Origin of the sequence: Providencia stuartii (genome assembly GCF_029277985.1) — a bacterium.
GTDB lineage: Bacteria > Pseudomonadota > Gammaproteobacteria > Enterobacterales > Enterobacteriaceae > Providencia > Providencia zhejiangensis.
Genome location: NZ_CP119546.1, coordinates 3,466,414 through 3,481,862 on the forward strand (window position 1 = coordinate 3,466,414; position 15,449 = coordinate 3,481,862).

A 15,449-nucleotide genomic window follows, 5' to 3' on the forward strand; every position below is an offset into this window, starting at 1 on the left:
TTCAGTCTGTTCATCCTCAACGATCCCCAGTAAGCTGTAAATTCCCCTGTTCAGGCTATCGATGCGGAAAGATAATGATGACACCTTCTCCTGTAGCGTTTTTATCACCTTCTTTATTTCAAGCTTCTGACCTTGAGCTACTTCGACTAAAACAACATGTAGAATCGTTCCATAATTACTTAGAAGAAGCCTTCAACCAAGGTGAATCCGCCATTGATTTGGTTCATGCCCGCAGTGATTACTTAGATGCCCTACTAACGCGTTTGTGGAAAGAGTATCAATTTGACCAACAACCAAATATGTCTTTAATTGCGGTTGGCGGATATGGTCGACATGAACTTCACCCGTTATCAGATATTGATATTTTAGTCTTAAGCGCTGCGCCCCTCGCTGACCACATTGCCCTGAAGGTTGGGCAATTTATTACACTTTTATGGGATCTAAAATTTGATATTGGCCATAGTGTGCGTTCGTTACAAGAGTGCATCGATGCTGGTATCGCCGATTTAACCGTCGCGACAAACCTGATTGAATCGCGCCTTATTTGTGGGGATATCGCGCTTTTTTTACGCCTACAAAAAACGATTTTCAGTGACAATTTTTGGCCATCAGCCACCTTTTTTGCCGCTAAGCAAGAAGAACAACAAGAACGTCATCAACGCTACCACAGTACCAGCTACAACCTAGAGCCTGATATTAAAAGTAGCCCCGGCGGCTTAAGGGATATCCATACCCTACTTTGGGTCGGTAGGCGCCATTTTGGCGCTACAACCGTTGATGAGATGGTTGGGTTTGGCTTTCTCACTGAGGAAGAGCGTCAAGAGCTGAAAGAGTGCCTTGCCTTTCTATGGAAAATTCGCTTTGCTTTGCATTTAGTCGTCAAACGTTACGACAACCGTCTTTTATTTGATCGTCAATTCAGTGTGGCGCGCTTGCTTGGATATCAAGGCGAAAAAAACCAACCCGTTGAATTAATGATGAAAGATTTTTATCGTGTTACTCGACGTGTTCGTGAACTCAATCAAATGTTATTGCAGCTGTTTGACGATGCCATTCTTGCACTTAACCCAGATGAAAAACCTCGTCCCCTTGATGAGCAATTTCAATTACGTGGCCCATTAATTGATGTCATTGATGATATGCTGTTTATTAAACAGCCCGCAGCCATATTAAAAATGTTCTATTTGATGGCTCGCTACCCAAATATCACAGGAATTTATTCAACCACTTTACGCCAACTACGCTTTGCGAGACGTAATTTGACCGCCCCTTTATGTGAATTACCGGAAGCAAGACAACTATTCATTAAAATATTGCGCCACCCTAGAGCCATTAAAGGCGCATTTGTTCCAATGCATCTACATAGTGTTTTGAGCGCCTATACTCCGCTTTGGAGCAACATTGTCGGGCAAATGCAATTTGACCTTTTTCATGCTTATACTGTCGATGAGCACACCATCCGTGTATTACAAAAAATCGACAGCTTCACTCATGAAGAAAATCGTCGTAACCACCCTCTCTGCGTTAGCGTTTACCCTAAGCTATTACACCCTGAAACCTTGAGACTCGCGGCGCTATTTCACGATATTGCTAAGGGGCGTTCAGGCGATCATTCCGATTTGGGCGCTGAATTTGTGTATGAGTTTGCTTTACAGCATAACTTTCCACAAAAAGAAGCGGAACTGGCGTGTTGGTTAGTTAAAAAGCATTTATTAATGTCGGTCACCGCACAGCGTAGAGATATCCAAGATCCTGATGTGATTAAACAATTCGCTCTGGAAGTCAAAACGGTTCCACGATTGAATTACTTAATGTGTTTAACCGTTGCAGATATTTGCGCAACGAACAGTACCCTATGGAATAGTTGGAAACAGAGCCTGATCCGTGAGCTGTTTCTTTCAACGGAACATCAACTCAATCAAGGTATGCAAAGCACACCTGATTTACGTGAACGTATTCGTCACCATCGTCATCAAGCATTGGCATTACTGCGCCAATCACCCATTAATGAAGAAAAACTGAACAAATTATGGTCTCGGTGCCATGCCGATTATTTTCTACGGCACACTCCATCACAACTGGCTTGGCACGCTTGTCATTTATTAAAACATGATCTTGAGCAGCCTCTTGTATTGATTAGCACACAACCTAAACATGGTGGAACTGAAATTTTCATTTGGTGCCCAGATAAACCTCACCTATTTGCAGCGGTTGCTGGGGAACTTGATAGGCGCAATCTCAGTATTCATAGCGCGCAAATTTTTACCAATAAAGATAATATGGCAATGGATACCTTTGTCGTATTGGAACCTAATGGTGCGCCATTATCGAAAGATAGGTATGAGCAAATCCGTAAAACGTTACTACACGCGGTTCAACAACCAGCTGTACCATTGCCTCAGACACGCATTCTACCTTCAAAACTACGTCACTTTACGGTTCCCACGAAAGTGAATTTTTTACATTCCACCAATGAACGTCGCAGTTATATGGAGTTATTTGCACTCGATCAACCCGGCCTACTCGCCCGAGTCGGTCATGTGCTGGCGCAGATGGAAATTTCACTGCATGGTGCTCGGATCACAACCATTGGCGAAAAGGTAGAGGATTTTTTCGTGCTGGCTGATAAAAATCACAAAGCTCTCGATAAAAAAATGCAACAAGAGTTATCAGAAAGGTTGACAGAAACCCTTAACTCGAAGGATAAATGATAGGCCATAAAGCAATATTATTACTCGTGTTCTTAAAGGGGAAAAACAATCAATGCAGCATTTACAAGCCATCATTGAACAAGCATTTGAAGACAGGGCTGCCATTACACCGTCTACGGTAACACCCGCTGTCCACCAAGCAGTTACAGAAACTATTGCCCTATTAGATAGTGGCAAACTTCGTGTCGCAGAAAAGATCGCTGGCGTTTGGGTCACCCACCAATGGCTGAAAAAAGCCGTATTACTTTCATTCCGCATTCATGACAATCAAGTGATTGATGGTGCTGAAAGCCGTTATTTTGATAAAGTTCCTATGAAGTTTACCGATTATGACCAAGCTCGTTTTGAGCGTGAAGGTTTCCGAGTCGTTCCGCCGGCAGCGGTTCGTCAAGGCGCTTATATTGCCAAAAATAGCGTATTGATGCCTTCTTATGTCAATATCGGTGCCTATGTTGATGAAGGGACAATGGTTGATACATGGGCTACAGTGGGTTCATGCGCTCAAATTGGTAAAAACGTCCATTTATCTGGAGGAGTGGGTATTGGTGGTGTGCTTGAGCCATTACAGGCAAACCCAACGATTATTGAAGATAACTGCTTTATAGGCGCTCGCTCTGAAGTTGTTGAAGGCGTCATTATCGAAGAAGGTTCTGTCATTTCAATGGGAGTTTATCTCGGTCAAAGCACAAAAATTTATGACCGTGAAACGGGTGAAATTCACTACGGGCGTGTACCTGCTGGCTCAGTTGTTGTATCAGGCAACCTGCCATCTAAAGACGGTAGCTATAGCCTTTATTGCGCTGTTATCGTTAAGAAAGTCGATGAAAAAACCCGCGGTAAAGTCGGTATTAACGAGCTATTAAGAAGCATCGATTAATCCTTCCTCCCTATATGGCTAGAGAGAAAAAGACCTCCTCTACCCAATCTAAAAAATGATAGACCTCTTTTTCTTGTGAAGAGGGGTTTGTCAATTTTCTGATTTCGCGCATAATATTAGCTTAGCCATTGTCAGGCTTTTTAGCATATAAACTGTATGATTTTATTTTTTGCCTAGTAAAAGCGCTTATTACCTGCATATTGAAGTATTGTTGACTTTAATATTGGCGTTTTTAATTTATGCCCGAAATAGAATAATATTGTTCCAGTCGACAAGGCTATCGCTCTCTGTGTCTCTACAAATTTTGGTTTCCTATAATTCGGTGAATAACATGTATGATAATCTGAAAAGTTTAGGTATTAGCAATCCTCAAGACATTGATCGTTACACGCTACGCCAAGAAGCAAATAACGACATTTTGAAAATCTATTTTCGCAAAGATAAAGGGGAGTTTTTTGCGAAAAGCGTGAAATTTAAATATCCACGCCAACGCAAAACAGTCGCGGCAGCTGATGGCAGCAACAATTTCAAAGAAATTAACGAAATTAACTCTAATCTTCGCTATGCGATTGAAGAATTAGACCAAATTTGCAAAAACGACACTAATGATATCGACTTGAAACACAAAATTTTGGATGACTTACGCCATCTGGAACATGTCGTATCCAATAAAATTGCTGAAATTGAAGCTGACCTTGAAAAATTAACTCGCAAATAGTTTTTATACGCAAGTTTCAGATCGTTACTGCACCGAGAAATATTTTCACGGTGCAGACATTTACAACAATTCGCCCCAAGACTGAATCCACGGCTTAGCATATTCTTCTGGCACATCTTCTTCCATTGCGTCGATCAACAGCACATCGCCGATTCGCGTTCCTGATTGCTCAGTTAATAACTCATCAAAGCGTGTTCCCGCACCACAAAAGTTGTCATAACTACTGTCACCAAGCGCAATTACGCCGTAACGCAGTTCGGGTTGATAGCCTACAACATCTTGAATTTCATAAAATAATGGAGCTATCGTATCAGGTAAATCGCCTTGTCCTGTTGACGATGTTATGACTAATGCGATCCCTTCACCTGCATTATATTGTTGCCAATCACTCAATGTTGGCTCATCAAAAATAGTGACTTCGTGACCCTGTTGTTCCAATATTTCTTGAGCCGATTCCGCAACTGCTAAGGAGTTTCCATAAACAGTACCTACAAAAATACCAATTTTTGACACGAACACCTCCTATTAACTCAGTACCTACATGGATGGGTTCATCCCACTCATTCCCAGTTTATTAGCCTCATTTTGCCAGCCAAACTGATTTATCAATGACAACCATAACGCATCCCACTGCGCAACAAGTGATAGGCGTTCTCCGGTAATGGGATGATCTAATACTAACTGGGTGGCATGTAACATGAGCCGTGAAACGGCAAAATTTTCGCTGACACCGCGATTTTGACGCAAATCACCATGTTTACTGTCACCAATAATAGGGTGACGAATATGCGACATATGTCGCCTTAATTGATGTTTACGACCTGTTTCAGGTTTTAGCTCTAACAGGCTAAAGCGAGCTGTCGAATAACGCCCTATCGCAACGGGGCATTCTACTCGTGCAATTGGCAGGCAATGCGTAATACATTCCTGCAATGCAGGCTCTTTGGTTGCATGCTTATCTGCAATTTTATCCAATTGTTCAAGCAAGGGATAATCAATGGTTTGTGCTTCTTCAACATAGCCGCGAACCACGGCATGATAAATTTTTTCAATCTGATGTGACTCAAATTGCGTCGCCAACTGCCTCGCGACCTCACTTGAGAGGGCAAACAGTAACACCCCAGACGTCGGCCTATCAAGACGATGAACTGGATATACAAATTGGCCAATTTGATCACGTAAGGTCTGCATGACAAAAACCGTTTCTTTGCTGTCTAACCAGCTACGATGGACCAACATTCCGGCTGGCTTGTTCACCGCGACTATAAACTCATCTTGATAAATAATTTCTAACATCAATGAGTTACCTACCTGATTGGCTGTTAAAAAAACTATCTAACTCACGAAGATGCATAAGTAATAATTGATATTGTTCTTCTTCATCATGCTTATAAGCCTCTTCAAAATAAGGGGCAATAGCAAATGCGCTTGGTAAAACCGCGCCTTGCTCAATGATGGCATATAAACGCGGGATCAAGACCCATTGCAACCATTCAATCGCTTCCATCGTATCAATTGAAAAAGGCTCAGTGCTTTCAAATGCTTCAGGACTTGGCGGTAATTCCCGCCAAAGTGCTTTTGACTTCATTTCTTCTTCAATATGACAAAGCTTTTCAATGATACGTTGTTCAATATTCATATAAAAACTCACTTAATAAACGTAGTCTGAAATATACGGCATATTGCTCATTAATTCTGTCGTAAATATGGGGTGCAACACAATCCCAAATCATCAATCACTATCAAAAGCACAATCACTGTTAATTAAAAATTTACATTTCAAGCCCTTTTGTCAGTTTATTTAAAGTTTATTTATCTATTGTTGTAGTTAATAAGTATATGATTAACGTTTTTTGATTCTCTGAATAAAAAATAGTCAACGATAAATATGGTTTATATATGGGCTTATTGAAGCAGTGGCGTAAACAAAATAAATTTTGGCAATCTATTAATAATAGTTATGTACAGTTAAAACGACAGGTACGTATTGCCAAACTCCCCTCTAAACCTTATCAGCAATTCCAAATGATGTGTGAAAACTACACTTGTGCTCGCATGTCTAAACAATTCGACAATATCCCTGATTTTGCTGAACGCCCTTTAAATAAGTATTTACATCGCGAGTGGAATGGGAAGCAGAAGTTACTCACCGCTAGCCATACCTTAGAGCAGATAGAAAAAACATTCACACTTGAGGCCATTAAAGAGATGTTCTCAACAGAACGTCAAGGTCTTAAAGTTGCAGATATTGAATTAAAATCAGGTGATTATGCACAGTTAAGACTCGTATATTCTCAATATCCTCGAGAGGGTGACCTGACCTTACACCTGCTTAATGAAATGGGTGACGATATCTATTTAATGAGCTTTTCGTTTGGAACGGAAGGGCAACTTTATATTTGCTCTCTGCAAGGACCTTCAACAGAACAGAGCACCGAGCAAGTTAAATCAATTACTAAGCAAATGCATGGCATGCGTCCTAAAAACCTATTGATGTCATCTATTTATGCTGTTGCCGCTTTTTTCCATTGCACATCAATAATGGGTATTTCAAATAACTGCCACATCAAACGTCAGCATCTCAAGTCAAGCTATGACCACTTTTGGCAAGAGTGTAATGGTGTTATTTCCGCTGACGGTTGGTATCATTTGCCTTTAACTGAACCCGTTCGCGATATTGAATCGGTAAAAAGCCAGCATCGCTCCGCATTTCGTAAGCGCGAGGCATTAAGAGAGGCAATGTACCAAAGTGTTTTAGGCTCATTGGCCGCATACTCAGTTTCCTCAAATCGTAATACGAAAACACTCAATTAAAAAAAAGCCAGCCAACAATTGGGTTGACTGGCTTATCTCATGTTTTAAATGGTATACAGCATCCTGCAAAAAACGACTTCCTGCCGTTCGACATCCTGTCTTCTGTAAACAGTTTAGTGAGTCACCTCACTTAGCCATCCTTGACCGCTGTTCTACTGGTAGAAAACGAAAACCCTGTCTTCACACAGCCAATTAAGAATGTATTAAAAACACTAATGAAACAACCTAGTAAAACAAACTAAATAATCGCTGTAAAACTTGAGTTTCTTTAATTGATAGTAACTACATGAAATTAAATATTAAATAATACCGATTTAGATAAATGAAGAAATTTAAAGCGCATTTCCTAATTAATTTGTAAGTTATTTCCTACAAATTCTATCTATAGCTACTTACGCTAATGGCTCTACCACTGGCGATAACTGCTGAATAAAATGGATAAGATCAGATGCCAATACTTGTTTTTCCTTACTGCCAAACTTTTCTAAAATAATTTCCCCTGTTAAATTACATAAAGAAATCATTTCTAAATCGGACTCTAATGTGGCTATAAACAGTGTGGGGGATAGTTTTAAACGCTTCTGGGTCACTAGGTGCCCAATTAAATTTTCTTGTAACCGTATAAAATCATCCTCATTCCACACTTGCACTAGATTCAGCGTATGACCTTGGAACTGCGCTTTCATATCTCCAGCTAATTGAGTTGTGTAAAAAGGATGGATCATCGGCTGTAATTCAATATCGAGTGCAGTCGCCACTTTATTTAAATTTTTATCTTGTAAAGAAAATGATTGAGGCTCCCAATAAACCCAATTTTCACCTGTACGAACGATACAAGGTGAAGGAACCCCATATAGATCGCTAGAAGCAGGCGGTAAGCCTGTTTGTGCCATCCATTTGCTCACATATTGTTCGGTAAACTGAGTCAGTGCTTCAGAGACTGTTATATTCATAATTATTTCATTGTCTAATGATTGGATTTAATTGAAATAGCGGTAATATCACTAATAAGTGATATTATGACAGAAGTTAACCAATGAATGAATTGCTCTTATTTTTAGCTGCTTATAGTAGGTCGCTATCTCAGTAAATGAAGTTTAAGGATCAACATGTCACAATATCAAAATAACCCAGCGCTGGATAAACTGACTCTCGGAAAAAAAACGGCCTATTATGATCAATATGATCCGAGCCTGCTTCAAGCCGTTCCTCGTAGTCTAAATAGAGATCCATTGAATATTCATGCGGGTAACCTCCCCTTTCATGGTGCTGATATTTGGACCTTATATGAGCTTTCTTGGCTAAATAATAAAGGTGTACCGCAAGTGGCTATTGGCTCAGTGCATGTTGATGCGCGAAGTGAGAACTTGATCGAATCAAAAAGCTTCAAGCTCTACCTGAATAGTTTTAACCAAACTCGCTTTGAAACTTGGGAAAATGTGCGAAGCGTTTTGCAAAACGACCTCTGCAATTGTGCTAATGGGGAAGTTAGCGTTACACTCCATAAACTAAATGAATTTTCACAGTGTGCGATTAGCCCATTCGACGGGATCTGTATCGATGAACTCGATATTGAAATTAATCACTATGAATTTAATCGTGATTACCTAACACATTGCACAGAAAATGAACTTGTGGAAGAAACACTGGTTAGCCACTTATTAAAATCAAATTGTTTGATTACTAACCAGCCCGACTGGGGTTCAGTACAAATTCATTATCGTGGCCCTAAGATTAACCGTGAAGCTCTGCTACGTTATTTAGTCTCTTTCCGCCATCATAATGAGTTTCATGAGCAATGTGTCGAACGTATTTTTAATGATATAACGCAATTGTGTAAACCCGAAAAACTCAGTGTTTACGCGCGCTATACTCGCCGAGGTGGTCTCGATATCAACCCATGGCGTAGCAATACACAATTTACGCCCGACGTAGGACGTTTAGCACGGCAATAAGTACTTTAAGTTCATTGTTATATTTTTATATCAAGATCCCTTTGGGATAAAGGAGAGTTACTTGATTACTCATATCAGTCCATTAGGTTACCAAAGCAACAAAAAGCATTAAATATCAATAGCTTAATTTATTATCAGTTCATTTTTCATACTACAAAACACTACATTTCATTCTAAATGAATCAATAAGTTACCCCTTCATTTCGAACGAAAAAGAGGGGTAATTAACCCCTCACCTCTCATTTTTGCGGCACAGTTCGTCACAGTGATATCTGATAACATTACGACCAATATTGATATCGCGCCATTGTCTGACTGCTTATAATTAACTCCAGACTTTATTGGAGGGTTTATGACCAGTACGCAACTTATCTTACTCGCACTTACTTGCATCAATGAAAATAGAGAGCCGTCTCACACTGAACAATCACGTATCTATGTTTTCTATAAAACAGAGATAGATGACAAGGCTATTTCGATCAATGAGTTTATGCTCTTACTTTCTAATTCATCTTTGTACTGCCAGATAGAGCAACCCAAAAGAGCTCCAGTAATTGAGCTCATAGAAAGTTATCTAAGCAGTTCTGCTGATAAATCACACGCAAGAAAGTAGAATAATCATGCACAATCTCGCAAATCTAACTCAGTGAGTAAGAGATTTCCGCGGGGGTATGAGTACAGCAAAGAAGATTAGATGTCTTCCTCGGCTTCAATTTCGGCGTTCTTAGCCTCCTCCGCTTGCCTCTCCGCCTCCTCTTTCGCCAATCGCTCGGCTTCTGCTTGCTTGAGGTTGTAGATAGAGTTCACTGGCATTTCGACACGCATATCTATCCAGCGCGATTCAGGAACGTCACACGGCTCATAGTTTTCGTAGTAAACAGGGTTGCCGTCTTCATCAAGGTGCTTAATGCGCTTGTTCTGAAAACGCTCCGGTAGGTCAGCGTTCTGTTGATGAAAGACAAAAACTTCAATATCACCATCAGGTCTCACCTCATAATCAATAAGCACCATGTTTTTACCGTTATGGTCTTGAGGAATGACAAAGCCGTTATTGATACCCCATGCACCGTCCGAGTTAAAACCGACAACGCCTTTAATCAGGTAATGACCGACACCAAGGTGCTCCATTTCAACGCCTTCTGACTCTTCGTTAAGCTCAATGTGATCAGCAAATAATTTCACAACAGGGGACGCGGCTTTTAAATTACCGTTAGAGTCTTTAGTAGTGTTTTTGTCAGTGTAGGCTTTCCACGGCGAATAAAATTGACTTTTATTATCCGCGTTTTTATACGCGGTTCTGCCGAATATGCTTACATCCGTTATTAGCAACTGCCCTTGTGCGGAGGCGCCAGTCGGGTCATTCCATCCCCTTACTGTTAGTAGCGTACCTAGGGTATACTCTGACGAGCCAGCACCATAATCTTTGAGTGAACAAATGCCAGCTGAAACACCTATAGGAAAGTCTTCTGCTATGTTGACATTCGCCCCACTTCTATCTGATCTTGCTTCCATCCTGCCGTAGTGAGCAAATCCACCATAGCCTTCAAAACCAGTTGGTTTGTAATAGTCTAGGTCAGTTAAAACAATCCCGTTCTTGCGTTTTAAAACAGCCTGATTTTGGCTTTTCCCATCCTTATCTCTATATATAAAATAAACCATGTCATTACCTCTGCCCGCTTCAATTCTTACTGAATCATTGTCGGGAAGAGTTAATGTCACACCAGGCCATGGAGAATCTTTTATTTCAAGTGATTCTTTTACTGATAATCGACCTGACAGAGCACCACCTGTTTTATCAAACTTCCCATCTAGCTGCTTATCCATTTCTTTCGCCGTTCTCAGCTGCTGTGTTGTGCCGTCTGGCAACGTCACTGTAATCGTACCGCTTTCTGTCGCCCATCGATTTAAGATATCGCTGAACTGCACATTCGAAACGTTCATTGCTACGATTTTATTTGCTGCATCTGAAACGGAATTCACCATCGTTGTCAGTATTTGATACGGCGCATTGCTTACCGATGCAGGCACAGGGAAACTCAGTGTTATCTCTGTGTTGCTCTGAATAGACGCAATGCTGTTGATATAAATCGTTGCGCCATTTTGAATTAAAATAACCTGCTCTGCGGATACTCGCGAGTTGTTATCTTCCCACTTAGTACCTACTCCCACTAACTTTGTGCTGTTTGCTGTCGTTGTGACTGTTCCTGCGTTGTACATAATTTTTCCTCGAATTTTAGATACAAAAAAACCGCAATTAAGCGGCTTTTGTTTTGTGGTGATTTTTTATTTAAAGGACGATGGGGCGCTCTTGCATGCTAAGACAAGCGCCGGATGGATTCTTAATGTGCAGTTTGAGTTGTCGCCGCCATTTCCTCTCCCTGTGAGCCGTATCTTTATCACTGTGTCTTTTTGATATTTCGGTATCTTGATATAACAGGATGCGATTGCAGCCCACGTTGTATCTGGACTATTAACTGTTGTTGTGATGACATTTTGGGAAACTCCATTTGCAAAAACTGAAATTTCAAAGGGTCTATTGATTGCTGGCTCCCTGTGCTCAGATGAAAAATGCATTGTCGGCATAATCAAATCGACATCATACGGCATGTTTCCTACGTAGATTATTGATGTTTCTATAGACATAACAGATTGTTTAATGAAATACTTTGACACCCCTTCGTATAAAACCCCCGTTGCAACATCCCCGATGAATTTTTCAGCGTGGACAGTTCCCCTGAAGTCACCATCAGTTGCATAAATCTTGCCAGTTATTTCTGCATCATTTGCAATCAACTTCCCGTTTTCAAAGTCCAGCATGAGACCTTTTTTAGCTGAAGGATCCCAATTTTTGGATTTGATAGTCGAACCGATTAACAGCTTTTCAATGGTCGCTTGATTAATAAACGCTTCATTAATAAAGACCTGTCCATTTTCAACAAAGAAAACTGGCTCTAACTTGCCGCTTGCGGGATTGAAAATGCCGAACGTGTCAGCACTGAAGCCGATTTGTGTGTCCACCTTGCCGTTTCTTACTTCCGCTCCCATCATGAATTTCGCATCGTAATATTGATTGTTCCAGTTGATGCCGGTTTTGATAGTGTAAATTGCCGAGCCATTGCCGTTGTGGTCAAAAATGGTTTGCCCACGTTGCTCAATCGCTGCTTTATTCTCTCCAATTTCAGACTTGATAAGCTCGTTAATTTCAGCTTGTGACCTCTCATTATCTGATACAGTTTTCTTGAGAGTCGTAATGCTTGAGTTTACATCATTGAATTGCGCTTCAATTTTCTCAAATGACTGTGCGAATGCCTGAAACTTATCGGCTGTTACTGTATCTAAACGAGTAATTGACGCTTTAATTCTCAGTTGCTCAATTGCTTGATTTCCAACCTCCGCTGTCAGCTGCATCCCCATTTCTGCTAGTGAACTTTCAGCATTAGCAAGTGAGCGTGATAACTGATTAATTAACGCTTCATTATCAGTAAATCGAGATTCGGCGGTCTCAATATGTTTCGTTTGAGTTTCATCAACTTTAGCTATCGCCTCTGATTGGTCTGTAATACGAGCATCCATCGGCCCTAACTTGTCATCAACTTGCTTAATCTCAGCTTTGACTTGCGATATGTCTTTTGCCGTTGACTTTTCAAGTGTTGACACTGATTCTTGCACTTTTAGAACAGCCGATGAGGTTTGCTCGTAGTCGGTTTTAACTTGCTGCTGCCAGCGTGCTAGCGCCTCCTGGTCTGAAATTCGCACTTGCTCAAGACGGAATATTTCAGACCTGCGAGTACCTTCCTCTTCTAGTAAGCGAAATGAGACTTGATTCAACATCACAGTGTTGTTAAGTGTCGCTTCTGCCGCTTGCTCAAGTTGCAGCTGAACATTGGATTGATTAAAGTCAATCTGCTCTTGCAGTTTCTGGCCAGCTTCGTTGGTGAGGAAGGTGTCGCCCAGCTCGTCGATCACCTCCGCAATAACATTATCTGGTTTTCCTGTAGCTTCTACAAAATCAGATACACCGAAAGGATTTATAGAACGGATATAAAACCAATAATCTTGACCTTCTTTAAGCCCATCCTTGATCCAAAATGAACCTCTCCCTAATCTCTTGGTTTTAGTCTCAATATCGGCAACATTACTTACTCTTTGCTCGCTTCCCCAAAACTCAAACACTGTATTAATTGAGTTGTCAGTTGAAATATACGGTGTTGCTTTTAGTGCAAAGTGCATTGAGTCGATTTGAATATGAGTAGGTTTTGGTGGTGCGCCTATATTCATTTCAATTTGAGATTCTGCGCCCTTCATCCCATTAATTATTTTAGCTTTAACGCCGACAAAATAATTTCCAGCATTCAATCCGAAGAAATTATAGCTAAATAGGTCTGTTTCATCTTCAAACACAACGTTGCCGTTGTTGCTATACACTCGAACCTCGAATGATAAATCTTTTGTAACTGTTGATGATTCCCATGCAACCGTGGTCTGTACCGTTGGGCTATTGACGCTAATTACACGCAAGCGCTCAATTGATGGTGCACGATAGCCATTAATAGTATTCGTAGGTTGATCAAACACAGCCCCTTCATCAACAATCGCTTGTTTATTCGGGTTATGCTCTGCTGCTGATATTTTATATTTGCCATTACCCTCTTCTTCTTTCACACTCGTGATGCGATAGAGCTTTGTTTTAAGATTTTTGGCCGAAATAACAAAAGGGGAATGTTCTTTGAAATATTCAGGCTCTGACAGTAAGTGAATTTTATTTCCATCAATGTAATCAACATCGAATTTAACAGGTTTACCGTGCGCCCCCATCATAGAGAACGTAATTGATTGTTCGTTAATTTCAATCGGCGCATCAACGGCAATAATGCGTTTATTCCTTGAAATTACGCGCCCACTAACTCGTGTGCCTATGTGCTGATTATCGGCGATTTCGACAATATCACACGGCATAAATGAGATAGCATCACGAGCCATTGAAAACGAGATTCGCCCAGTTTCTCTTAAGGAAGTCTCAAGCAGCCACTTACCGACTCGATAAGCTTGGCCTCGGCTTGTGCATCCGAAAGCTTCTATTGTCGTCTCTTTGTATCCGTCATTCGCAATCGATACATCATCTGCAACATATTCTTTTGATGTCTCCCACCCGTTATTGGGGTCAACCCACGATACAATCACGGCATTGTAGCGCTCGTCACTCGGCGTTGAGTTTCGAGTAAACTTACCATCAATAACATTTGAATTAGTGATAAGTGCTACTGGGTCTGATGGCATATCGATAAGCATTGAAAAATAAGACCCATCCCAGACTGAGGAGCCTCGAAGTGACGAGGCTATTTTATCTAAGATAACCTTGGCTTTTTCTTGGCTTGTTAGATATGCGTTGAGCGTAAACCTTGGTTCTTTTCCACCATGACCATCATTGACAAGCTGATCGCAAAACTGAGAAAGTGCATATAATCGACCATCATCGATATCAACAAAGCCAACTCTTTTTGCAAGCCCATATCGATTATTTTTTATCAGTGCTCGATAAAGCCAAGCAGGGTTGTTAGTCCATGCTTGCTTGAAACCGCCAAGCCAAACTCCGTTATAGGTGCGATTGATTGGGTCATAGTTATCGGGCACATCAACAATCAACCCTCTGTAGTGATAATTGCGCGTGGGAGTATCTTTAAACTGGTCTCTGTCGATAACAACGCCGACAATAGCCGAGAATGGATATGATAGCCGATCATCTGTTATTTCAGTGTAGCTATTCCAAATAGTGCCGTTTTGCAATGAATCTGAGTTACTGTCTTCGGTAATCCTTCGCACTCGCAAATCAAAAGGCTTTTGCTCTGGTGCTTCAATAATGTGAGCTTCTAAATACTCTCCTGATATTTTATTGGGGCCTATCGTGACGATTTTTTGTGTGACATACCCACCGTTACCCGACTTAACTTCAATCGCCATCTGTACGGAACTGTTTTCCTGATTACCGCTTGAGTCTGTTTTAACTAAGCTACTGACACCGATATTTAATCGAACTCTGTCAACTTCTTGATTCGTTATCGTTCTAACTAGTGGTGTCTCTTTTGTTACCGCATTGTTAACCATTACGGTAGATTCTAAGTAATCAAAACCATTTATCGGCTCTTGATACTCGCTTCCGTTTCGCCACGCAGCAGCAACGCCATTGATGCTAATATCGCCATTCTTATTCGTAACGGGCGTCTTATTGAGCATGATTGATGACATATGCTCTGTATCAACTGGCCCATATATTGGCCCTTCTGATATCAAATCAAGCACACGTAAAAATTGCTTTGACTTTAAATTATCATTAAGGAGTATAGGAGTTTTTGCTTTACCGCCGCCTGACGACATAG

The 15,449-nt window shown here is 40.9% G+C and carries 12 protein-coding genes; 6 read left to right on the plus strand and 6 right to left on the minus strand.

The features are described 5' to 3' along the window. The first annotated feature begins 74 nt into the window (after window positions 1-74). The 3 genes from glnD to P2E05_RS15475 all read left to right on the plus strand — a co-directional run bounded on the left by glnD (window position 75) and on the right by P2E05_RS15475 (window position 4,306). The gene (gene glnD, locus P2E05_RS15465) at window positions 75-2,711 is read left to right on the plus strand and encodes a bifunctional uridylyltransferase/uridylyl-removing protein GlnD (RefSeq protein ID WP_272657347.1); all 2,637 of its coding nucleotides are present in this window, start codon (window positions 75-77) and stop codon (window positions 2,709-2,711) included. Window positions 2,712-2,763: 52 nt separating this feature from the next. Further along, the gene (dapD, locus tag P2E05_RS15470; RefSeq protein WP_154623749.1) at window positions 2,764-3,588 is read left to right on the plus strand and encodes a 2,3,4,5-tetrahydropyridine-2,6-dicarboxylate N-succinyltransferase; all 825 of its coding nucleotides are present in this window, start codon (window positions 2,764-2,766) and stop codon (window positions 3,586-3,588) included. A 331-nt stretch (window positions 3,589-3,919) separates the two neighbouring features. After that, the gene (locus tag P2E05_RS15475; protein ID WP_154623748.1) at window positions 3,920-4,306 is read left to right on the plus strand and encodes a DUF3461 family protein; all 387 of its coding nucleotides are present in this window, start codon (window positions 3,920-3,922) and stop codon (window positions 4,304-4,306) included. A 60-nt stretch (window positions 4,307-4,366) separates the two neighbouring features. Here P2E05_RS15475 and P2E05_RS15480 read toward each other — a convergent pair whose 3' ends face one another. Genes P2E05_RS15480 through P2E05_RS15490 form a run of 3 tightly spaced genes read right to left on the minus strand, consistent with a single transcriptional unit; the run spans window position 4,367 to window position 5,945 of the window. After that, complete coding sequence (locus tag P2E05_RS15480; protein WP_247046706.1) at window positions 4,367-4,819, minus strand: flavodoxin; 453 nt, start codon at window positions 4,817-4,819, stop codon at window positions 4,367-4,369. A gap of 24 nt (window positions 4,820-4,843) precedes the next feature. Further along, a complete protein-coding gene (truC, locus tag P2E05_RS15485) occupies window positions 4,844-5,602 on the minus strand; it encodes a tRNA pseudouridine(65) synthase TruC (protein WP_154623747.1) in 759 nt (252 codons plus the stop codon). 7 nt (window positions 5,603-5,609) lie between these two features. Then, a complete protein-coding gene (locus P2E05_RS15490; protein WP_154623746.1) occupies window positions 5,610-5,945 on the minus strand; it encodes a YqcC family protein in 336 nt (111 codons plus the stop codon). 260 nt (window positions 5,946-6,205) lie between these two features. On the opposite strand from P2E05_RS15490, the gene P2E05_RS15495 reads away from it, so the two are divergent. Beyond that, window positions 6,206-7,120 carry a VirK/YbjX family protein gene (locus P2E05_RS15495; protein WP_196713512.1) on the plus strand — a complete coding sequence of 305 codons (915 nt, stop codon included), beginning with the start codon at window positions 6,206-6,208 and terminating at the stop codon, window positions 7,118-7,120. A 392-nt stretch (window positions 7,121-7,512) separates the two neighbouring features. Here the strand turns inward: P2E05_RS15495 and syd are convergent, their stop codons facing one another. Then, complete coding sequence (gene syd / locus P2E05_RS15500; RefSeq protein ID WP_272657345.1) at window positions 7,513-8,073, minus strand: SecY-interacting protein; 561 nt, start codon at window positions 8,071-8,073, stop codon at window positions 7,513-7,515. A gap of 156 nt (window positions 8,074-8,229) precedes the next feature. On the opposite strand from syd, the gene queF reads away from it, so the two are divergent. Together queF and P2E05_RS15510 are read left to right on the plus strand one after the other, a co-directional pair. Beyond that, window positions 8,230-9,075: an NADPH-dependent 7-cyano-7-deazaguanine reductase QueF gene (gene queF, locus P2E05_RS15505; protein ID WP_154623743.1), complete on the plus strand. Its 846-nt coding sequence runs from the start codon at window positions 8,230-8,232 to the stop codon at window positions 9,073-9,075. Window positions 9,076-9,427: 352 nt separating this feature from the next. After that, a complete protein-coding gene (locus P2E05_RS15510) occupies window positions 9,428-9,688 on the plus strand; it encodes a hypothetical protein (protein WP_154623742.1) in 261 nt (86 codons plus the stop codon). 77 nt (window positions 9,689-9,765) lie between these two features. Here the strand turns inward: P2E05_RS15510 and P2E05_RS15515 are convergent, their stop codons facing one another. Next, entirely contained in the window at window positions 9,766-11,292 is a 1,527-nt protein-coding gene (locus P2E05_RS15515; protein WP_276122873.1) for a hypothetical protein, read from the minus strand. A 66-nt stretch (window positions 11,293-11,358) separates the two neighbouring features. Continuing rightward, entirely contained in the window at window positions 11,359-15,447 is a 4,089-nt protein-coding gene (gene gpJ / locus P2E05_RS15520) for a TipJ family phage tail tip protein (protein ID WP_276122874.1), read from the minus strand. Window positions 15,448-15,449 lie beyond the last annotated feature (2 nt).